The organism is Citrobacter sp. CFNIH10 (assembly GCF_002934585.1).
Taxonomy (GTDB): domain Bacteria; phylum Pseudomonadota; class Gammaproteobacteria; order Enterobacterales; family Enterobacteriaceae; genus Citrobacter_A; species Citrobacter_A amalonaticus.
In genome coordinates this window covers 1,136,859-1,157,543 of the sequence record NZ_CP026216.1, presented here as the reverse complement: position 1 = coordinate 1,157,543, position 20,685 = coordinate 1,136,859, and the positions used below count along the sequence as shown (strand labels likewise).

At 50.4% G+C, this 20,685-nt stretch carries 21 protein-coding genes; 13 read left to right on the top strand and 8 right to left on the bottom strand.

Going from position 1 to position 20,685, the window contains the following annotated elements:
• Position 1: 1 nt before the first annotated feature.
• The 5 genes from waaO (at position 2) to C2U53_RS08975 (ending at position 4,913) form a co-directional block, all read left to right on the top strand.
• Positions 2 to 1,015, top strand: a complete 1,014-nt coding sequence (gene waaO, locus C2U53_RS08995; protein WP_042998623.1) for a lipopolysaccharide 3-alpha-galactosyltransferase — start codon at positions 2 to 4, stop codon at positions 1,013 to 1,015.
• 20 nt (positions 1,016 to 1,035) lie between these two features.
• Positions 1,036 to 2,052 (top strand): glycosyltransferase, encoded by a 1,017-nt coding sequence (locus C2U53_RS08990; RefSeq protein WP_044254353.1) that lies wholly within the window; start codon positions 1,036 to 1,038, stop codon positions 2,050 to 2,052.
• 13 nt (positions 2,053 to 2,065) lie between these two features.
• Positions 2,066 to 2,764: a lipopolysaccharide core heptose(II) kinase RfaY gene (rfaY, locus tag C2U53_RS08985; protein WP_042998621.1), complete on the top strand. Its 699-nt coding sequence runs from the start codon at positions 2,066 to 2,068 to the stop codon at positions 2,762 to 2,764.
• 180 nt (positions 2,765 to 2,944) lie between these two features.
• Positions 2,945 to 3,799 carry a 3-deoxy-D-manno-oct-2-ulosonate III transferase WaaZ gene (gene waaZ / locus C2U53_RS08980; protein WP_042998620.1) on the top strand — a complete coding sequence of 285 codons (855 nt, stop codon included), beginning with the start codon at positions 2,945 to 2,947 and terminating at the stop codon, positions 3,797 to 3,799.
• Between the two features lie 37 nt (positions 3,800 to 3,836).
• Positions 3,837 to 4,913, top strand: a complete 1,077-nt coding sequence (locus tag C2U53_RS08975; protein ID WP_042998619.1) for a glycosyltransferase family 9 protein — start codon at positions 3,837 to 3,839, stop codon at positions 4,911 to 4,913.
• A 26-nt stretch (positions 4,914 to 4,939) separates the two neighbouring features.
• Here the strand turns inward: C2U53_RS08975 and C2U53_RS08970 are convergent, their stop codons facing one another.
• Genes C2U53_RS08970 through rfaD form a run of 4 tightly spaced genes read right to left on the bottom strand, consistent with a single transcriptional unit; the run spans position 4,940 to position 9,179 of the window.
• Positions 4,940 to 6,211, bottom strand: coding sequence for an O-antigen ligase (locus C2U53_RS08970; RefSeq protein WP_104445818.1), 1,272 nt, complete (start codon positions 6,209 to 6,211; stop codon positions 4,940 to 4,942).
• Positions 6,212 to 6,221: 10 nt separating this feature from the next.
• Positions 6,222 to 7,184 (bottom strand): lipopolysaccharide heptosyltransferase RfaC, encoded by a 963-nt coding sequence (gene rfaC / locus C2U53_RS08965; RefSeq protein ID WP_054177211.1) that lies wholly within the window; start codon positions 7,182 to 7,184, stop codon positions 6,222 to 6,224.
• A gap of 3 nt (positions 7,185 to 7,187) precedes the next feature.
• Positions 7,188 to 8,234, bottom strand: a complete 1,047-nt coding sequence (gene rfaF / locus C2U53_RS08960) for an ADP-heptose--LPS heptosyltransferase RfaF (protein ID WP_104445817.1) — start codon at positions 8,232 to 8,234, stop codon at positions 7,188 to 7,190.
• A gap of 12 nt (positions 8,235 to 8,246) precedes the next feature.
• The gene (rfaD, locus tag C2U53_RS08955; RefSeq protein ID WP_042998615.1) at positions 8,247 to 9,179 is read right to left on the bottom strand and encodes an ADP-glyceromanno-heptose 6-epimerase; all 933 of its coding nucleotides are present in this window, start codon (positions 9,177 to 9,179) and stop codon (positions 8,247 to 8,249) included.
• Between the two features lie 215 nt (positions 9,180 to 9,394).
• Between rfaD and kbl the strand changes: the two genes are divergently transcribed.
• The 3 genes from kbl to C2U53_RS08940 all read left to right on the top strand — a co-directional run bounded on the left by kbl (position 9,395) and on the right by C2U53_RS08940 (position 12,897).
• Entirely contained in the window at positions 9,395 to 10,591 is a 1,197-nt protein-coding gene (gene kbl / locus C2U53_RS08950; RefSeq protein WP_042998614.1) for a glycine C-acetyltransferase, read from the top strand.
• A gap of 9 nt (positions 10,592 to 10,600) precedes the next feature.
• Positions 10,601 to 11,626, top strand: a complete 1,026-nt coding sequence (gene tdh / locus C2U53_RS08945) for an L-threonine 3-dehydrogenase (protein ID WP_042998613.1) — start codon at positions 10,601 to 10,603, stop codon at positions 11,624 to 11,626.
• Positions 11,627 to 11,862: 236 nt separating this feature from the next.
• Entirely contained in the window at positions 11,863 to 12,897 is a 1,035-nt protein-coding gene (locus C2U53_RS08940; protein WP_104445816.1) for a glycosyltransferase, read from the top strand.
• Here C2U53_RS08940 and C2U53_RS08935 read toward each other — a convergent pair.
• The 3 genes from C2U53_RS08935 to gpmM are packed head-to-tail and all read right to left on the bottom strand — an operon-like array spanning position 12,884 to position 16,684.
• Positions 12,884 to 13,843 (bottom strand): divergent polysaccharide deacetylase family protein, encoded by a 960-nt coding sequence (locus tag C2U53_RS08935; protein WP_042998611.1) that lies wholly within the window; start codon positions 13,841 to 13,843, stop codon positions 12,884 to 12,886. The two genes, C2U53_RS08940 and C2U53_RS08935, sit on opposite strands and share 14 nt — an antisense overlap.
• 3 nt (positions 13,844 to 13,846) lie before the next feature.
• Entirely contained in the window at positions 13,847 to 15,130 is a 1,284-nt protein-coding gene (gene envC / locus C2U53_RS08930) for a murein hydrolase activator EnvC (protein WP_104445815.1), read from the bottom strand.
• A gap of 9 nt (positions 15,131 to 15,139) precedes the next feature.
• Positions 15,140 to 16,684 (bottom strand): 2,3-bisphosphoglycerate-independent phosphoglycerate mutase, encoded by a 1,545-nt coding sequence (gpmM, locus tag C2U53_RS08925; RefSeq protein ID WP_042998609.1) that lies wholly within the window; start codon positions 16,682 to 16,684, stop codon positions 15,140 to 15,142.
• A 247-nt stretch (positions 16,685 to 16,931) separates the two neighbouring features.
• On the opposite strand from gpmM, the gene C2U53_RS08920 reads away from it, so the two are divergent.
• The 5 genes from C2U53_RS08920 to cysE all read left to right on the top strand — a co-directional run bounded on the left by C2U53_RS08920 (position 16,932) and on the right by cysE (position 20,097).
• On the top strand, positions 16,932 to 17,363 hold the full coding sequence (locus C2U53_RS08920; protein WP_042998608.1) for a rhodanese-like domain-containing protein: 432 nt from the start codon (positions 16,932 to 16,934) through the stop codon (positions 17,361 to 17,363).
• A gap of 32 nt (positions 17,364 to 17,395) precedes the next feature.
• Entirely contained in the window at positions 17,396 to 17,647 is a 252-nt protein-coding gene (gene grxC / locus C2U53_RS08915) for a glutaredoxin 3 (RefSeq protein WP_012908148.1), read from the top strand.
• Positions 17,648 to 17,709: 62 nt separating this feature from the next.
• Positions 17,710 to 18,177 carry a protein-export chaperone SecB gene (gene secB / locus C2U53_RS08910; RefSeq protein ID WP_003024155.1) on the top strand — a complete coding sequence of 156 codons (468 nt, stop codon included), beginning with the start codon at positions 17,710 to 17,712 and terminating at the stop codon, positions 18,175 to 18,177.
• Positions 18,177 to 19,196 carry an NAD(P)H-dependent glycerol-3-phosphate dehydrogenase gene (gpsA, locus tag C2U53_RS08905; protein ID WP_104445814.1) on the top strand — a complete coding sequence of 340 codons (1,020 nt, stop codon included), beginning with the start codon at positions 18,177 to 18,179 and terminating at the stop codon, positions 19,194 to 19,196. Before secB ends, gpsA begins: the two co-directional genes overlap by 1 nt.
• A 79-nt stretch (positions 19,197 to 19,275) precedes the next feature.
• On the top strand, positions 19,276 to 20,097 hold the full coding sequence (gene cysE / locus C2U53_RS08900) for a serine O-acetyltransferase (RefSeq protein WP_042998606.1): 822 nt from the start codon (positions 19,276 to 19,278) through the stop codon (positions 20,095 to 20,097).
• A gap of 78 nt (positions 20,098 to 20,175) precedes the next feature.
• Here the strand turns inward: cysE and trmL are convergent, their stop codons facing one another.
• Positions 20,176 to 20,652 carry a tRNA (uridine(34)/cytosine(34)/5-carboxymethylaminomethyluridine(34)-2'-O)-methyltransferase TrmL gene (gene trmL, locus C2U53_RS08895; RefSeq protein ID WP_061069360.1) on the bottom strand — a complete coding sequence of 159 codons (477 nt, stop codon included), beginning with the start codon at positions 20,650 to 20,652 and terminating at the stop codon, positions 20,176 to 20,178.
• Positions 20,653 to 20,685 lie beyond the last annotated feature (33 nt).

Sequence of the window (20,685 nt, the reverse complement as noted above, 5' to 3'; positions counted from 1 at the left end):
TATGACTCAAACGTATTTTGAAGAAAAAGTCATTCAGCAGACTTTAGATTATAACTATGCAGAACATAGTGATGTTGATAGCTTTAATATTGCCTATGGCATTGACAAGAACTTCCTTTTTGGTTGCGGTGTGTCCATTGCGTCAATACTGATTGCTAACCCCGATACACCGTTTTCCTTTCATGTTTTTACTGACTCATTTAGCAATGAGGAACAGGCGAGATTTAATGCGTTGGCAAAGCAATACGCCACCCAAATCGTGGTATATCTCGTTGACTGCGAGCAGTTGAAATCATTACCAAGTACTAAAAACTGGTCATATGCAACGTACTTCCGGTTTATTATCGCCGACCACTTCGCGGGAAAAATGGACAGGGTACTGTATCTGGATGCAGATATTGCCTGTCAGGGAAGTGTACAAGAACTGATTGACCTCCAGTTTGCTGAACATGAAATTGCGGCCGTGGTAGCGGAGGGAGAGTCAGAGTGGTGGACGAAGCGCTCAGTCAGTCTGGCAACGCCGGGACTGGTTTCTGGCTACTTTAATGCCGGCTTTTTGCTGATTAATCTTCCTGTCTGGACCACTGAGGATATTTCCCGCAAGGCCATCGAGATGTTACGCGATCCGGATGTGGTACAGCGTATCACTCACCTGGATCAGGATGTACTGAATATGTTACTGGTCGGCAAGGCGCGTTTTATTGGCAAGAAGTTTAATACCCAATTCAGCATCAATTACGAATTAAAGCGTGATGTGGTTAACCCTGTGGATGAAAATACGGTGTTCATTCATTATATTGGGCCGACTAAGCCCTGGCATCAATGGGGCAACTACCCTATCGCGCAAAGCTTTTTGAATGCGAAAAAGTTATCACCCTGGTGTAATGTTGAATTGCTGAAACCTAACAACAGTCATCAGTTGCGTTATGCGGCGAAGCATATGTTCAACCAGAAGCAATATTTCTCTGGTCTGGTAGATTATGCACTTTACTTTAAAAGCAAAATTATTAAATAAAAATAATTATAGGTGACGCAGTGGACTCATTTCCTGAAATAGAGATAGCAGAATATAAAGTTTTTGATGAGCGCTATGATAATAATGGTAATACATTAAATATCTCTTATGGAATTGATGAGAACTATCTTGATGGTGTCGGGGTGTCTATTACCTCGGTATTAATTCATAATGATATAAATGTTGCTTTTCATATTATCTGCGACAACTATACACAAAGCTTCGTTGATAAGATTGAAGCGTTGGTGCAAGAACATAAGATAAAAGTTTCATTATATCTTATCAATGTCAAATGCCTTGAGGTATTGCCGAAAACACAGGTCTGGTCAAGAGCCATGTATTTTCGACTTTTCGCTTTTGATTATTTGCACCGTAAACTAGAAAAATTGCTGTATCTTGATGCTGATGTCATTTGCAAAGGCCCGCTGGATTATCTTCTGGACCTTGATCTCAATGATAACGTCGCTGCTGTGGTAAAAGACGTTGACTCAATACAGTCCAGGGTAAATGAAAGGCTACCCTCTTTTAATCTTCAGGGTCGATATTTCAACTCCGGTGTTGTCTTGATAAATCTCAGGCGATGGGCTGAGAACCAATTAACTGCCAGGGCGTTGTCTCTTTTGACAGACAGTGATGGAAGTGCAACCTTTTTTAAATATCCGGATCAGGATGTCCTGAATATACTGCTGCGCGATAAAGTTTATTTTTTACCTCGTGAATACAATACAATTTATACCATTAAAAGTGAATTAAGCGATAAGACGCATGAAAAATATTTAAATATAATCCATGCTGATACAAAGCTGATTCACTATACAGGGGCGACAAAACCCTGGCATGCCTGGGCAAATTATCCCTCCGCGATTTATTATACTAATGCATTTATTAAATCACCGTGGAAAGGGGTTCCTGCCAAAGATGCGCGAACGATGGTTGAGTATAAAAAAAGATATAAACATCTTTTGGTTCAAAAACATTATCTGCGTGGAGTAATTGCGGGTGTAGCGTACCTCTATCGTAAAATTTTAGCGAAATAATACCTTTATAATTATGATCACTGAAACAAAAATTAAAAACTATACCGTATTTGTAAAACAAGATGGCGAGAAATACATTGATATTTTCAATGATTTTTTAACGCATAATCTTAAAGTGTTAAGAGTCTTTCGTAGTATTGAGGATACCAAGGTCGTATTAATTGATACTGACCATGGAAAATATATCCTGAAAGTATTTCACCCTAAAGTAAAAAATACTGAGCGATTTTTTAAGTCGTTGGTTAAAGGGGATTACTACGAAAAGCTTTTTTACCAGACCGAACGCGTGCGGCAGGAAGGTTTTGACGCCTTAAATGACTTTTATTTGCTTGCTGAAGTGAAGACTCTTCGTTATGTGCATACTTACATCATGATCATTGAGTATATCGAGGGGGTTGAACTGGTAGACCTGCCTGTCATCTCCGATGATGTGAAAGAGAAGATAAAGCAATCCATTCAAGGGTTGCATCAGCATGGTATGGTCTCAGGTGATCCGCATAAAGGTAACTTCATATTACAAAATGATGAAATAAGAATAATCGATCTGTCCGGAAAAAGACCTTCCCGACAGAGAATGGCGAAAGATCGTATTGATTTAGAACGCCACTATGGTATTGAAAATAATAGAAAAGACTTGGGGTTTTATCTGCTGGTTTATAAGAAAAAATGGCGGAATTTCCTGCGCCGTCTGAAAGGTAAAAGTGTGCGCTAAGCTTCAATGTGATTATTTAGAATATTGCTTTTAGTCGTTCTAAATGCAAAAATGAGTTTGTATATTTTGTGAGCAAATCAGGTCGGTCTGGTTTGCTCATCCTCGCTAAAGATAAACCATGAACACTTTCCTCAAAGATTCATCGTGATTTAAGTTGCATGACAAACCTACAGGTTTCATATGAGTAATGTTAAGTTTATAACTCGAGCAGGTGTTCAGCAACTTATTGCCAACAGAACATCTGATAACGTGATCATTTTCTTATCGGGACCCACCTCCCGAGGGACACCGCTTTCTCTTTTGCAGAACAATGATGTCATTACTGTTAACGGCGCTGCGGAATACTTGCTCAGTAATAGTATTACTCCCTTCATTTATGTCTTAACAGATGCGCGTTTTTTGCTACAAAGACGTCACGATTTTTATAAATTTAGCCGGGCGAGTAAGTTTACTGTCGTCAATATGGATGTTTATGAAGCCGCTACTGAAGAAGATAAGAAATATATGCGGACTCATTGTTTGATTTTACGCGCATTTTATAAACGTGAAAAAGGCGGCTTTTTCAAGAAACTGAAGCTAGAAATGCTTTCAAAATGGAATAAGAATCTCTTGATTCGGGTGCCCATTTCTAAACGTAAAAGACTGGTGGGATTTAGTAAAGATATCAGTTTAGGTTACTGCTCATGCCATACAGTGGCGTATACGGCGATGCAGATAGCGTATTCATTAGGTTATGACAACACGATCTGTTCCGGATTAGATATCACCGGGAGCTGTGCGCGTTTTTATGATGAGAGTCGCAATCCAATGCCTTCTGAACTGAGCAAGGATTTAATCAAAATTCTGCCATTTTTCCAGTTCATGTGTGAGAGCGTTGATGACTTTAATATCTATAATCTGTCTGACGATACCGCAATAAGCTATGATATTATTCCCTATATTAAGGCAGCGGATGTCGCAGCGTTACCCTCCAGACAGCACATCAGGAACAATGCGCACGATCTTCACGATCGTGCCGATTCTTATGTAAGTTAGTATTAACCTCTTTTATATTTGTAGTGTGGTAACTCGCATGGGTTTAGGTGCTTTTCATAAGAAAAAAAGATTCTGCATTAATAAAATCAAGATTAATTTTTTGTCATTTTTCTTCACCAGGAAAAAGAATGCAAAAATTAATGCAGACAAGATTCAGACTTGCTTGCTAATCCATGATAACAACAAGTTAGGCGATTTAATTGTATTGAGTTCGCTGTATCGCGAACTGACTAATCGTGGTGTACAACTGTCAATATTAACCACGGAAACGGGGAAAGCGTTTCTTTCTGGTAATCGTCGCATACATCAGTTTTATATTAAAAAATCAAATGCAATCAGTGATGTACTGGCATTACGTAAATGTCTTTCCCGCGAATCTTTCGATATCGTACTTGATCCTTTTGAAACCATGCCTTCCTTTGGTCACAGCCTGTTGCTGTCGGGTGTCAGACGCGCTCATATCCTGGGTTTTGATAAGTGGTATAAACGTTACTACACCGTTTACCATCCGCATGATGAGAAGTTAACGGCGCACATGTGTACACGGGCCAGTGAAATACTGCGTTATTTTTATGGCGATGAACGTCATGAATTTGATGTGAGTTATGATTTACCGTTGCCAGAGTCGGTTGAAAAAGATGTTCTGAATTTTGTTGGCGACTCAAAAATAATTATTATCAATGCATTAGGGGCAAAGAAAATCTGCCGCCTGTCTGATGAGCAGATCGGTACGATTTATTCGCATCTCTGTAAACAGTATCCGGATTACCGAATTATTTTTACCGGCTTAGCCGAAGATATTCGCTCTATTGCGATACCGGGCATTGAATCACTGCCCTTTAAAGAATTCATTTATACGGTTGCACTGACAAAATTCAGTCAGTATGTCATCTCCGTGGATACTGCACTGGTCCATATTGCATCGGCATATGAAATTCCAACGCTCGCGCTTTATCCAAATGCGCGACAAACGACCTACCCCTCACACCTCATCTGGGCACCGAATAACTGCAATGCGTTACAGGTGGTCTCTCCGACGTATACGGTGAAGGATATTAGCCTGAAGGTGCTGACTGAATCGGTAGAGGGGTTGCTGTCAAAACACCAGAAGTGAGTGATAGCTCACTTCTGATCGTCAGGTTATTGTGACGCAATATCGCCGTGCTGTCGGTTTTTCTTGAGGAAAAGCATTAAAACGATCGCGGTTATTAAGATGATTGGTACGCTCCGAGACCAGAGAATAACATCACTCAGCCCGATTCCAATGGCGGCTAACGTTAATGCAAACAGTCCCAACGAACGGTGATAATAGACCGTAAAGAACAACGCGATATAGAAGAAAAGCGTCGACAGAACCCCGGCAATCCCTTTCAGTGAGGCGGCTTCGATGAGCTCATTGTGCAAATGGACATTCGAAAATTCGAGTGCGCCTTGCAGGTACTTATGTTCTTTCGCTAATTCCGTCATTTGCTGTGCCCGCGTATCGGCCGAGCGTGCCGCGAACGGCGCGTCTTTAAAGATATCAAAGCCAATCTCATACATCGCCAGCCGTGCGCCCAGAGAACTATTACTGTTGCCCTGACTGTAGCGATTCAAATCTGAAACACCTTCATGATAACGGTTATAAATCGGCTTACTGAATATGGCGATCAGGACAACCAGCGCAATCAAAAAGCCAATGACTGAAAAGAAGAGTTTTTTTGGCGACTTGATATACCCGGCAACCAACGACAGCGCACAGATCACCGGGAAGATCAACAGCGTGGAACGCGTCTGGGTAAGTGCCAGGGCATAGAATATCGCGATGGCATTCAATAAAAATAATATCGGGTGATTCCGCTGGGTGTAGAGAATCGATATTCCGCTGACAATCCCGACAAACATAATGGAGTAGGCGGCGCCCGTAGCCGTACCAATGCCGAAATCAAGACGAGCCATGCCAGTAGTGGATTTTATGTAATATGCATATCCCGCGATAAAAAATGACAGCGAATACAGGATATAAAGCGGTAACTCTTTCTTAATGCGAATTCTTGACGTCAGCGCCAGCAAAGTAAGAAAAGCGCCAAAGAGAAAGATTTTCGCCGTGTTCAAATAACTGTGATAGGTCGCGCGAAAGGGAGAATGATCAACCTTAAAGGCGGAATACCAGACGACGTCCAGCGCGCCGATGCTAAAAATAGCGAGCGGTAGCAACCAATACTGTACCGAATAGCTTTCAGGTTTACCGCGTAATAGCAGCGCCAACAGACCCAATATCGCCGTAACATTATATAACTTCATGCTTAGCGTATTATCAAACATTGCGACAATCAGCGTGATGGCACAGAGCAAATAAGTTGTTACTTCCAGTGCTGAAGACGTCTTCGTGGCGTAGTGACGCCAGGGACTGATAAGACTCAAGGTTGGCATTCAATTACCTTTATAATAATGATGATAGTTCGTCGCGGACTGAATCAGCGTTTAGCATTGCTAATTGATTTCCTGGCGCACGACACGCCACCTGGTTCTTCCCGTAACCACCAATGAGCCCTGGATCCGTAGGACCGTACAACGTGACATTAGGTCGATCGAGTGCGGCAGTCAGATGGCTTAACCCCGTATCGACTGAAACGACAAATTTTGCTCCCGCCAGCACGCGTGCGACGCCTTCTAGCGTCATTCGCGGTAATACCTCAACGTGAGCGAATCCCTCAGATAACCTCTTCGCCCGTGCTTCTTCATGAGGCGCGCCCCAGGGCAATTTAATGCTTATCCCACTGTCAGCTAACAGACCGATTAACGCTCGCCAGTTTGCCTCCGGCCAGTGCTTATCATCGCGCGTTGTGGCATGCAAAAAGACGGCATAGGGCTGTTCACCCGTACTTCCGAAGGTAAGGAAATGCTGCGCAATGGCATAATCGCCCTGCGACGCCGGTTTTTGATAGCCTAAACTTTTTGCAAACAGTTCGCGCGTACGCTCTACGGCATGCTGTTGTCTGGCAATATGATGGCGGCGATTATAGAACAGGCTGGCCAGCGGTTCACGCGCGGTTTGCCAGTCCATGCCGTGTTTTACCCCGTGCGCCAGACGTGTGACCAGCGCCGCGCTTTTCACCAGTCCCTGGGCGTCGATGATAGCGTCATAGTGCTCAGCCTGTACGGCATCGCGAAAGGCTTTGCGTTCTGCTTTAATCGGCGCGGAAAACCAGGCTTTACGCCAACGGCGAATCGCCACGGGGATGACACGGTTCATCGCGGCATGCCAGGACGGTATCTGCGCAAACCCTTCTTCAACCACCCAGTCAAACTGAATATCGGGGATGGCCTGTTGTGCATCCGTGAGTGCCGGCAGGGTATGTAGCACATCACCCATTGAGGACGTTTTGACGATCAGAACCCGCATTCGTCAGGCTTCCTCTTGTAGTAACAGACTGTTGAGTTCTTCCAGTACGCGCGCCGGCGTAATGTCGATCAGACTCTGATGATAGCCTTCGGCGGCATCGCCTTTGCGTACTTTGTGATAGCCCGTTATCAGGCGAATTACACGTGCTTTATGTGACAGAGGCGGGGTGAAATCCGGGCTACTTGGGCCATAGAGAGCGACCAGCGGGCGATTCAGCGCCGCGGCGACGTGCATCAGGCCGGAGTCGTTGGTGACAACGGCTTTACACGCGCCAATCAATATGACCGCCTGTTCGAGCTGTGTTTCGCCCGCCAGGTTACGACACCACGCCTGTTGTTCATCACTCAATGTCGCCAGAATTTCGTTTCCAGCCTCATGATCTTTCGCCGAGCCAAACAGCACTAGCTGATAGCCTTCATCGATGAGCTGTTTCGCCAGTTCCGCATAATGGTAGTGCGGCCAGCGTTTTGCCGGACCGAACTCCGCGCCGGGGCAAAAGCCAATCATCGGACGTTCGTCAGAAAGCGAAAACGCGCTGCAGGTTAACGACTTTTCACCTTCGCTCACCTGGAGTTGCGGCCACAATAGCGGCTGCGGCAGATCTTTCGCCGTGCGCATCACGCCTTTATCGTAGGCCAGCGCCACGTAACGCTCGACCATTAAGGGCCAGGCGGCTTTATCCAGTACGCGCGCATCGTTAAGCAGGCCGTAGCGCATTTCACCGCGCCAGCCCGTACGGTGAGGGATACCGGCAAAGAAAGGAACCAGCGCTGATTTAAACGAGTTGGGCAACACGTAAGCGCGATCATAGCGTTTTTCACGCAGACTGTGACCCAGTTTGCGGCGTTCGCCAAGTTCGAGTGCGCCGTGGCCGAGCGGCATTGGAATTGCCTCGTTGACTTCCGGCATCCGCGATAACAACGGACGGCACCATGCCGGTGCCATCACATCGATTATCGCCTGGGGATAGCGCGCCTTGAGCGTGCGATAGAGACTTTGCGACATCATCATGTCGCCTACCCAGGACGGGCCAATCACCAGAATCCTCATAGATTGCCTGCCTTACGCGTCGCGGTTCAGCCAGGTCATATATTCCGTAACGCCTTCGGCAACGGTCTTGAAGGGCTTATCGTAGCCCGCAGCGCGCAGGTTGGTCAGATCGGCCTGAGTAAATGCCTGGTAGCGACCTTTCAGTTTTTCCGGGAACGGAATGTACTCAAGTTCACTTTTCTTATGGTATGCCAGCGCGGCATCTGCCACCGCCTGGAAGGATTCTGCACGACCGGTACCCAGGTTAAAGATGCCGGACACGCCGTTCTCCCAGAACCACAGATTTACATCCGCCACGTCGCCGACGTACACGAAGTCACGCTTGAAGTTTTCGCTACCTTCAAACAGCTTCGGCGTTTCGCCGTTGTTGAGTTGCGTATTGAGATGGAAAGCCACGCTTGCCATGCTACCTTTATGGCCTTCGCGGGGTCCGTAGACGTTGAAGTAACGGAAGCCGACGATCTGTGAATTGGCTTCTGGCAGGATCTGACGCACATACTCGTCAAACAGGAATTTAGAGTAACCGTAAACGTTCAGCGGTTTCTCATATTCGCGGGATTCGATGAAGTCAGACGTGCGACCGCCATAGGTGGCAGCGGAAGAGGCATACAGGAACGGAATTTCGCGCTCCAGGCAGTAATGCAGCAGCTCTTTGGAGTACTGATAGTTGTTATCCATCATGTACTTGCCGTCCCACTCGGTGGTGGAAGAGCAGGCCCCTTCGTGGAAAATGGCTTCGATCTCGCCGAACTCTTCGCCCGCCATAATCTGGATTAAGAAATCTTCTTTATCCATATAGTCGGCAATGTTCAGATCCACCAGGTTAACAAACTTGGTGCCGTCTTTCAGGTTGTCCACCACCAGGATATCGGTGATACCTTTATCATTCAGGGACTTAACGATGTTGCTGCCGATAAAGCCCGCGCCGCCGGTAACGATGATCATAACTGTAACCTATGAATTATGGAGTCAGAGACAATCTCAGACACGAATACCTCTTATCATATCACTACATAGCGTTGGCTTCAGCCATTCACCGAATGGTCGTGTGGGTACGCGTGATTTATCCTGCATTTTAAAGAAGTGATAATGCGTCATCTCGTATCAGCGTCCAGGGTTAGGTAAGATGTGCTGAAATTTGCCCAGTCTGGAGAATCGCAATGCGTGGGGATTTTTACAAACAGTTAACCAACGATCTGCAAACCGCCCGTGCGGAAGGATTGTTTAAAGAAGAGCGCATTATTACGTCTGCTCAGCAGGCCGATATCACGGTGGCGGATGGTAGCCACGTCATTAACTTCTGTGCCAACAACTATCTGGGGCTGGCGAACCATCCAGAGCTGATTGCTGCGGCAAAAGCCGGTATGGATTCTCACGGATTCGGGATGGCGTCGGTGCGCTTTATCTGCGGCACCCAGGACAGCCATAAACAGCTTGAGCAAAAGCTGGCTGAATTCCTCGGCATGGAAGATGCCATTCTTTACTCCTCCTGCTTTGATGCCAACGGCGGCCTGTTCGAAACGCTGCTCGGCGCTGAAGATGCGATTATTTCCGATGCCCTGAACCATGCCTCTATCATTGACGGCGTGCGTCTGTGTAAAGCAAAGCGCTTCCGCTATGCCAACAACGATATGCAGGAACTGGAAGCGCGTCTGCAAGAAGCGCGCGACGCCGGGGCTCGTCATGTGCTGATTGCCACTGACGGCGTGTTCTCAATGGACGGCGTCATCGCCAACCTGAAGGGCGTATGCGATCTGGCTGACAAATACAACGCGCTGGTGATGGTCGATGACTCTCACGCGGTGGGGTTTGTCGGAGAGAACGGTCGTGGTTCCCATGAGTACTGCGACGTGATGGGCCGCGTAGATATCATCACCGGCACGCTGGGTAAAGCGCTTGGCGGCGCGTCTGGTGGCTATACCGCCGCGCGCAAAGAGGTGGTTGAATGGCTGCGTCAGCGCTCTCGCCCGTATCTGTTCTCTAACTCGCTGGCGCCGGCGATTGTCGCTGCCTCCATCAAAGTGCTGGAGATGGTTGAGTCTGGCGGTGAACTGCGCGATCGCCTGTGGGCTAACGCGCGTCAGTTCCGTGAGCAAATGTCTGCCGCCGGGTTTACCCTGGCGGGTGCCGATCACGCGATTATCCCGGTGATGCTGGGTGACGCGGTGATTGCACAAGATTTTGCCCGCGAGCTGCAAAAAGAGGGCATTTACGTCACAGGATTCTTCTATCCGGTTGTTCCGAAAGGCCAGGCGCGCATTCGTACTCAGATGTCTGCGGCGCATACCCCGGAACAAATCACCCGCGCGGTGGAAGCCTTCACCCGCATTGGTAAACAACTGGGCGTTATTGCCTGAGGATGTGAGATGAAAGCGTTATCCAAACTGAAAGCGGAAGAGGGCATCTGGATGACCGACGTTCCGGAACCGGAAGTCGGCCACAACGATCTGCTGATTAAAATCCGTAAAACAGCCATCTGCGGCACTGACGTTCACATCTATAACTGGGATGAATGGTCGCAAAAAACCATCCCGGTTCCTATGGTTGTCGGCCATGAGTACGTTGGCGAAGTGGTCGGTATCGGTCAGGAAGTGAAAGGCTTCAAAATCGGCGACCGCGTGTCTGGGGAAGGGCACATTACCTGCGGACACTGCCGTAACTGTCGTGGCGGACGCACGCACCTGTGCCGTAATACCACAGGTGTGGGCGTGAACCGTCCGGGCTGTTTCGCAGAATACCTGGTGATCCCGGCGTTCAACGCGTTCAAAATTCCGGACAATATCTCGGATGACCTGGCCTCCATCTTTGACCCGTTTGGCAATGCGGTGCATACGGCGTTGTCGTTCGATCTGGTCGGCGAAGACGTGCTGGTGTCGGGGGCTGGCCCTATCGGTATCATGGCGGCGGCGGTAGCGAAGCACGTGGGCGCACGCAACGTGGTGATCACCGACGTGAACGAATACCGTCTTGAACTGGCGCGTAAGATGGGTATCACCCGCGCAGTCAACGTGTCGAAAGAGAGCCTGAATGAGGTGATGGACGAACTGGGCATGACTGAAGGGTTTGATGTTGGCCTGGAGATGTCCGGTGCGCCGCCAGCATTCCGCGCGATGCTTGACACCATGAATCACGGTGGTCGGATTGCGATGCTGGGCATTCCTCCCTCAGACATGTCTATCGACTGGACGAAAGTGATCTTTAAGGGGCTGTTCATTAAAGGCATTTACGGCCGCGAGATGTTCGAAACCTGGTACAAGATGGCCGCGCTGATTCAGTCTGGTCTGGATCTGTCACCGATCATCACCCACCGCTTCTCGATTGATGAGTTCCAGAAAGGCTTTGACGCCATGCGTTCAGGCCAGTCCGGGAAAGTCATTCTCAGCTGGAATTAATCAGATAAGGCCGGAAAATCCGGCCTTATTTCCTGAGGAATATCTGGAAAGCTGTAAAGAATTGTCATTGTCATAAATAATTCGTAATTGCGTCGTAGTCTTATATTGCTGTTTACCTGATGCCCCTAAGCTGAAGTCTCCTGGAGCCTTTACAAATATTATTATCAGCCTTAATCGTTTCTTAATACAAAGGCTGTAAAAAGGCGGATAACTTCAAAGGCATTCGGTAATTTATTATGATGAAAAGTACAAACAGACTCAGTGTTATTATCCCGTTATATAATGCGGGTAATGATTTTAAAGCCTGCATGGAATCTCTCATCGCGCAAACATGGACTGCCCTGGAAATTATTATTGTCAATGACGGGTCAACGGATAATTCTGTTGATATAGCAAAGTATTACGCCGAAAACTATCCTCATGTACGACTGCTCCACCAGGCGAATGCCGGAGCATCGGTCGCCCGTAACCGCGGGATGGAGGTGGCGAGTGGTAAGTACATCGCATTTGTTGATGCCGATGACCTCGTCTATCCGCATATGTACGAAACGCTAATGACAATGGCGCTGGAGGACGATCTGGACGTCGCGCAGTGCAATGCCGACTGGAGCGAGCGGGATACCGGCGTGACCTGGCAATCTATTCCGACCGACCGGATCCGTTCAACCGGCGTACTCACCGGTCCTGACTGGCTGCGTATGGCGCTTTCATCCCGCCGCTGGACCCACGTGGTGTGGATGGGGGTTTATCGTCGGGATGTGATTGAAAAGAATAACATCCGCTTTATTCCCGGATTACATCATCAGGATATTGTGTGGACCACGGAATTTATGTTTAACGCGCTGCGTGCGCGTTATACGGAAGAATCCTTGTATAAATATTTCTTACATAATAATTCTGTCAGCCGACTGAAACGTCGGGGTAATAAAAATCTGAACTATCAGCGACATTACATTAAGATCACCCGCTTATTAGAGAAGCTGAATCGGAATTACGCAGACAGGATTACTATCTATCCTGAATTTCATCAACAAATAACGTATGAAGCATTGCGTGTTTGTCATTCCGTGCGCAAAGAACCCGATATTTTGACGCGTCAGCGAATGATTGCCGAGATTTTTACCTCGGGGATGTATAAACGTATGATAATGAACGTGCGCAGCGCCAAGGTCGCCTATCAGGCGTTACTGTGGTCAGTGAGATTGTACCAATGGCGCGACAAAACGCGTTCGCACCATCGTACTGCACGTAAAGCGCTTAACCTGGGTTAACGCTGTTATCGCGGGGCGATTTTCCCCAGCCTTGCCACTGATTCTGGAACCAGTTCACCAGCGTGCTCTGACTGATGCTTTCGCTTAACACGCTGAAGAATCGACTGGTATAGACCGGTTCTACAGGTTTCTTCGCTTTACACAACGCCACGCCGCGGAATGGATTTCGCGGAGCGTCGTTGGTTTTCGGCGGTGTCAAATTCGGCGTGGAGGTATCTACCTGCGGCTCATTGAGCAGGCTGCTCGGACGGACAAGGGTGATGTCGGCTGGCAGGTTATATACCATTTGCTGTAACACACGTACCGTCGACGGATGAGGGTGGCCTATCGCGATGGCAGAACCGTTGCGGCGTGCCAGATCAATCGCGCGGGTAAACTGGCGGCGAATGTCCGCGTCGTTTTGCGTGTCGTCGAGAAACACTTTCCGCTTAATCACCTTTACGCCGGTTCCGGATGCGGCACGCATCGCCTGACTGTTACCGATGGTCATACTGTCGAGAAAATAGAGATCGTAGCGTTCCAGCGCCTGCATCACTTTTTGCATACCAAACAGGCTGGAAGTCATTGCGCTGCCCATGTGGTTGTTGAGCCCCACCGCGTAAGGCACTTTGCCAACCGCCTCGCGAATGATCCGTTCAATTTCGTCGCTGCTCATCTCCGGACGTAGGGTGTCTTTCTCCAGCGGCTGTTTACTCAGCGGTGCCATCGGCAGATGGATCAGCACTTCATGACCGCTGTTATGCGCTTTGGTCGCCATTTCGCGCGCATGAGGCGCATTGGGTAGCACGGCGACGGAGATTTGAGAGGGCATCGCCAGCACCTGATTTTCGTAATGCGGGCGGTAGCCAAAATCGTCAATGACGATGGCGAGTTTGCCAGCAAAAACAGGGGAGGCGAATGCCAGCAGGCTGGCGAATGAAAGAACAGTACGACGAAACTGAGGCAAAACTTATCTTCCCAACCACGGTTGTGGATTGACGGCCTGACCCTGGCGACGAATTTCGAAATAGAGCGACGGTCGACCCTGACCCCCGCTGCTACCTACCAGCGCAATCGGCTGGCCGGCGCGAACCTGCGTACCGACACTGACCAGCGCACTCTGGTTGTAGCCATAAAGACTCATGTCGCCCTTGCCGTGTTCAACGACGACGACCAGTCCGTATCCCTGCAGCCAGTCCGCCAGAATGACGCGACCATCGGCAATGGCTTTCACTTCAGTGCCTTCAGACGCACCGATAACCATCCCCTTCCAACGTAGCTCACCTTGCAGTTGTTCGCCATAGCGATGCAGCGTGGGGCCGCGAACGGGCCAGAATGCCTGGCCGCGTGGCGAACCCAGACCGCCGGTGCGCGACATCAGCGATTTCTCACTGTCTGTGGGCTTGTACGTGGTGCCTTTGCGGGTGGCCTCTTTCTGGCGATTACGTACCGCTTCCGCCTCGCGTGCTTCTCGTTCGGCACGGGCTTTGGAGGCCGCCTCGGCACGGGCAATGCTGTTACGTAAACGGGATTCGTTGGCGCGCAGTTCACTGAGCTGTTGCTGGCCTTGCTGAATGGAGGATTCCAGCCCGGCGAGGGTTTTCTTACGTTCGTTACGCGCCTGTTCAAGCTTCGCCTGCTGGGCGCGCTGTTCATACAGCAGCGTCTGTTGCTGACTCTGCTTCTCTTCCAGTTCGGCACGCTGGGCGGCGACCTCTTCGCGAGTCTGCTTCAACTCGTTGATCGTCTCCTGGCGCGCCTGGTTCAGATAACCAAAGTAGGCCTGCAAACGCTGGCCGCGCTGGCTCTCTTCACCGCTGAGGATAAGCTGAATACCGGTGTGTTCACCCTGGCGAAACGCGGCATCCAACTGCGCGGCGAGGCTGCGCTCCTGGTTGGCTTTCTGCCGTTCCAGCTTCGCAATAGAGGCATTCATCTCATCGATTTGTTTGTTCAGCTGCGCAAGCGTGTTTTGCGTTTCACGTAACTGGCGTGCGGCGGCGGAGATGGCCTCTTCCTGCGCCTTCAGTTGCGCAAGCAGGCCAGAACGTTGTTGCTGTTGCTGACGAACAGCACGTTCTTTGGCGGCGATATCTGCCTGAATGGATTTAAGCTGATCGCGGTCATCCGCGTGGGCGGAAAAGGCGCACAACAATACGCCAGCGCTCACCACGCTGGCGTAAATCAAGGGCCTGACTGAAAACCGTCTTGGTTTCATGGCCCCATTTTCGCTATTTATCGTCTTTCCCCTCATGGGGAAGGATTATTCCACGATGAACAGCGGCTTACCAGTCATCTCTTGCGGGATTTCCATGCCCATCAGCGTCAACATGGTGGGGGCGATATCGGAAAGTTTGCCGCCTTCCACCGCTTTCACATTTTTGTTGCCGACATAAATCAGCGGAACCGGCAGGTTAGTGTGCGCGGTGTGCGCCTGACCGGTTGCCGGATCGCGCATTTGCTCGGCGTTGCCGTGGTCAGCGGTGATCAGCAGTTGACCGCCAACGGACTCAACCGCTTTTGCCACCTGCTCAACACAGTGGTCCAGCGCTTCAACCGCTTTAACCGCCGCTTCCATCACACCGGTATGACCGACCATGTCGCCGTTCGGGTAGTTACAGATGATGGTGTCGTATTTCCCGCTTTCGATAGCGGCTACCAGTTTTTCGGTCAGCTCTGCGGAGCTCATTTCCGGCTGCAGATCGTAGGTCGCCACTTGCGGTGAGTTGATCAGGATGCGGTCTTCACCGGTGAACGGTTCTTCAACGCCGCCGTTGAAGAAGAAGGTGACGTGGGCGTATTTTTCGGTTTCAGAGATACGCAGCTGCGTTTTGTCATTCTTCGCCATCCACTCGCCAAACGTGTTCGCCAGCGAGGCGGGCGGATAGGCAACGGCCGTTTTGATGTCGGCAGCGTATTCGGTCAGCATTACGAAGTTCAGGTTAACCACTTTCTTGCGCGCGAAGCCGTCGAAGTCGGTGTTAACAAAAGCACGGGTGATTTCACGCGCGCGGTCAGCACGGAAGTTCATGAAAATGAGCGCATCGCCGTCTTCCATCGCGGCATCGGCCTGGCCTGCGGCGCGGATCACGGTGGCTTTCACGAATTCATCGTTTTCATCGCGGGCATAGGCGGCCTGCAGACCTTCAACGGCGGTATTGGCCTGGAATTCACCCTGCGCCAGCGTCATCAGGTCATACGCTTTCTCCACGCGATCCCAACGGTTGTCGCGGTCCATCGCGTAGTAACGGCCAATGATGGAGGCGACGCGACCTTTGCCCAGCGCGGCAAATTTCTCTTCGAATTTTTTCAGCGAAGACTCTGCGCTGCGTGGCGGCGTATCGCGGCCATCGAGGAAAGCATGCAGATAGATTTTCTCTGCGCCACGCTCAGCGGCCAGTTCAACCATCGCCATGATGTGATCTTCGTGGCTATGGACGCCACCGGCAGAGAGCAGACCCATGATGTGCACGGCTTTACCGGCATTTTTCGCCTGGTCAACCGCGGCGGTCAGCGTTGGGTTGGCAAAGAAAGTGCGTTCTTTAATTTCAACGTCCAGACGGGTCAGGTCCTGATATACGATGCGGCCCGCACCCAGGTTAACGTGACCGACTTCGGAGTTACCCATCTGACGATCGGGCAGGCCCACTTCCAGACCGGAAGCATCGATCAGGGTATGCGGGCGTTTTGCCCACAGCGCATCCATTACCGGGGTTTTGGCATTAAAAATGGCGTTATCCTGGCTGTCTTCACGGTAGCCATAGCCATCCAGAATCACCAGTACCATAGGTTTTTTAGAAACCGACATTGCGAAACCTCACACTCAAGAGACAAAAATAATTGCGTAATTTTACTACAGCTGAATCGATAAAATAGCCTCAGAAGATCAAAGAATGGGGCAGGCTGGTTCACGGATGGTACGGATTTGCACTTTTTTTTCCGTAGTGCCCCGCAAAAATGCAATCCATTGCACGCGCTGGCTGTATTTGCGCCAACGCGCAGGTATACTCCTGTCCTGGTTTTTTTAATCACTGAGTCGGGAGTTGTTACCCCCCATGCAAGAAATTATGCAATTTGTTAGCCGCCATCCCATACTGAGTATCGCCTGGATTGCGTTACTGGTGGCGGTTTTGTTCACCACGTTTAAAGGCCTGACGTCGAAAGTTAAGGTCATCACTCGCGGCGAAGCCACGCGTCGTATCAACAAAGAAGACGCCGTTATCGTGGATTTACGTCAGCGTGACGATTTCCGCAAAGGCCATATCGCGGGTTCCATTAACCTGCTGCCGAGCGAAATCAAAGCGAACAACGTGGGCGAGCTGGAAAAACACAAAGACAAACCGGTTATCGTGGTCGATGGTTCCGGCATGCAGTGCCAGGAAGCGGCAAACGCGCTGATCAAAGCAGGCTTTGAGAACGTGTCTGTGCTGAAAGAAGGCGTTGCGGGCTGGAGCGGTGAGAATCTGCCGCTGGTTCGTGGGAAATAATTTTCCCGACGTAAACGAATTTGGAGATAAGTATGGCCAATATCGAGATCTACACTAAAGCAACCTGCCCGTTTTGCCATCGTGCGAAAGCGCTGCTGAACAGTAAGGGTGTGAGCTTCCAGGAACTGCCGATCGACGGCGATGCCGTGAAGCGTGAAGAGATGATCAAGCGCAGCGGTCGTACGACGGTTCCACAGATTTTTATTGATGCACAGCACATTGGCGGCTGTGATGACTTGTATGCGTTGGATGCGCGTGGTGGACTTGATCCCCTGCTGAGCTAACGCTGGGCCATGTTATTGGCATCAAGCGCTATTTAAGGACAACACTAAAGGGTTTTCTACACATGTCAGAACAAAACAACACCGAAATGGCTTTCCAGATCCAGCGTATTTACACCAAAGATGTCTCTTTCGAAGCGCCAAATGCGCCGCATGTTTTTCAGAAAGATTGGCAGCCAGAGGTTAAACTTGATCTGGATACAGCATCTACTCAACTGGCAGATGACGTATACGAAGTGGTGCTGCGTGTTACCGTAACGGCTTCCCTCGGTGAAGAAACGGCGTTCCTGTGCGAAGTTCAGCAAGGCGGTATCTTCTCTATCAGCGGAATCGAAGGCACCCAGATGGCGCATTGCCTGGGCGCATACTGCCCGAACATTCTGTTCCCGTATGCCCGCGAATGCATCACCAGCCTGGTTTCACGCGGTACGTTCCCGCAACTGAACCTTGCGCCGGTTAACTTTGATGCGCTGTTCATGAACTATTTACAGCAGCAGGCTGGCGAAGGTACTGAAGAACATCAGGATGCCTGATGAACCAAAGTAATGCTTCAATGACTGTGATCGGTGCCGGCTCGTACGGCACCGCTCTTGCCATCACCCTGGCAAGAAATGGCCACCAGGTTGTCCTGTGGGGCCACGATCCTAAACATATCGCGACCCTTGAGCACGATCGCTGCAATGTCGCGTTCCTCCCGGATGTGCCTTTCCCCGATACGTTACGCCTCGAAAGCGACTTAGCTACTGCGCTGGCGGCCAGCCGCGATATTCTGGTGGTCGTGCCAAGCCATGTCTTTGGCGAAGTATTGCGACAGATTAAGCCTCTGCTGCGTCCTGACGCGCGTCTGGTCTGGGCAACCAAAGGGCTGGAAGCAGAGACGGGACGCCTGTTGCAGGATGTTGCCCGTGAAGCGCTGGGCGATAAAATCCCGCTGGCAGTGATTTCCGGACCGACGTTCGCGAAAGAGCTGGCGGCAGGCATGCCGACGGCCATCTCCCTGGCCTCCACTGACGACACCTTTGCTGATGACTTACAGCAACTGCTGCACTGCGGTAAGAGTTTCCGTGTCTACAGCAACCCGGATTTTATCGGCGTTCAGTTGGGCGGCGCGGTGAAGAACACGATTGCGATCGGCGCAGGAATGTCTGACGGCATTGGTTTTGGCGCTAACGCCCGTACTGCGCTAATTACGCGTGGCTTGACAGAGATGTCGCGTCTGGGCGCGGCGCTGGGCGCCGATCCCCAGACCTTTATGGGAATGGCCGGGTTAGGCGATCTGGTGCTGACCTGTACCGACAACCAGTCGCGCAACCGCCGTTTTGGCATGATGCTCGGTCAGGGCATGGATGTACAAGGCGCGCAGGACAAGATTGGACAGGTGGTTGAAGGCTACCGCAATACAAAAGAAGTTCGCGAGTTGGCGCACCGTTTTGGTGTCGAAATGCCAATAACCGAGGAAATTTATCAAGTATTATATTGCGGAAAAAACGCGCGCGAGGCAGCATTGACGTTATTAGGTCGTGCACGCAAGGATGAGCGAAGCAGCCACTAGTCTCAAGGATCCGTTTTTAAAAAATGACCCGGCCCGCGAAGAACGGGCCGGTCGTTAGCCTCATTACCTGGAGCCCGCAATGCCGTGTGAAGAACTGGATATCGTCTGGAACAATATAAAAACCGAAGCCCGCGCTCTGGCAGACTGTGAGCCTATGCTGGCCAGTTTTTACCACGCAACGCTACTCAAGCATGAGAATCTGGGCAGTGCGCTAAGCTACATGCTGGCGAACAAACTGGCATCGCCCATTATGCCCGCCATTGCGATCCGTGAAGTGGTCGAAGAAGCGTACGCAGCAGACCCGGAAATGATCGCCTCAGCAGCCTGTGATATTCAGGCCGTCCGCACGCGTGACCCGGCGGTCGATAAATACTCCACTCCGCTTTTGTACCTGAAAGGTTTTCATGCCTTGCAGGCCTACCGTATTGGTCACTGGTTATGGAATGAAGGCCGCCGCGCGCTGGCAATCTTCCTGCAAAACCAGGTCTCCGTGACGTTCCAGGTGGATATTCACCCCGCGGCGAAGATTGGTCGTGGGATTATGCTCGATCATGCCACCGGCATTGTCGTCGGTGAGACGGCAGTGATCGAAGATGACGTGTCGATCCTGCAATCGGTCACCCTCGGCGGGACCGGTAAAACCAGTGGCGATCGTCATCCCAAAATTCGTGAAGGCGTGATGATTGGCGCGGGGGCGAAAATCCTCGGCAATATCGAAGTCGGACGTGGGGCAAAAATTGGCGCCGGTTCCGTGGTGTTACAACCCGTTCCGCCGCACACCACCGCCGCTGGCGTTCCGGCGCGCATTGTCGGTAAGCCAGACAGCGATAAGCCGTCAATGGATATGGATCAGCATTTCAACGGGATACACCATACGTTTGAGTACGGCGACGGTATTTGATCTCTTGCCCGGTGGCGCTGTGCTTACCGGGCCTACAAAACCGCAGGTCGGATAAGGCGACAGCCGCCATCCGACGATTCAAAGTGTGCGCAAGACTGCGCCAGGATATCCCAACTGGCGCCACGCCTCATACACCACCACCGACACGGCATTTGACAGGTTCATACTGCGGCTGTCCGGCATCATCGGAATACGTATTTTTTGTTCAGCGGGCAGGGCATCGAGAATGCTGGCTGGCAGACCGCGCGTCTCCGGACCAAACATCAGATAGTCGCCATCCTGATAGCTCACCGCGCTGTGTGCAGGCGTGCCCTTGGTCGTCAGCGCGAACATGCGCTGCGGTTTTTCAGCTTCGAGAAATGCAGCGTATTCATGATGGCGAACCACCGCAGTAAATTCATGATAATCCAGTCCCGCGCGGCGCAGGCGTTTGTCGTCCCAGGTAAAGCCCATCGGCTCAATAATATGCAGACGAAAGCCTGTGTTTGCGCACAGACGAATGATGTTGCCCGTGTTCGGCGGGATTTCTGGTTCAAATAAGACGATGTTGAGCATGCTGCCCCCTTAATTACGGGGGGCAGAATAACA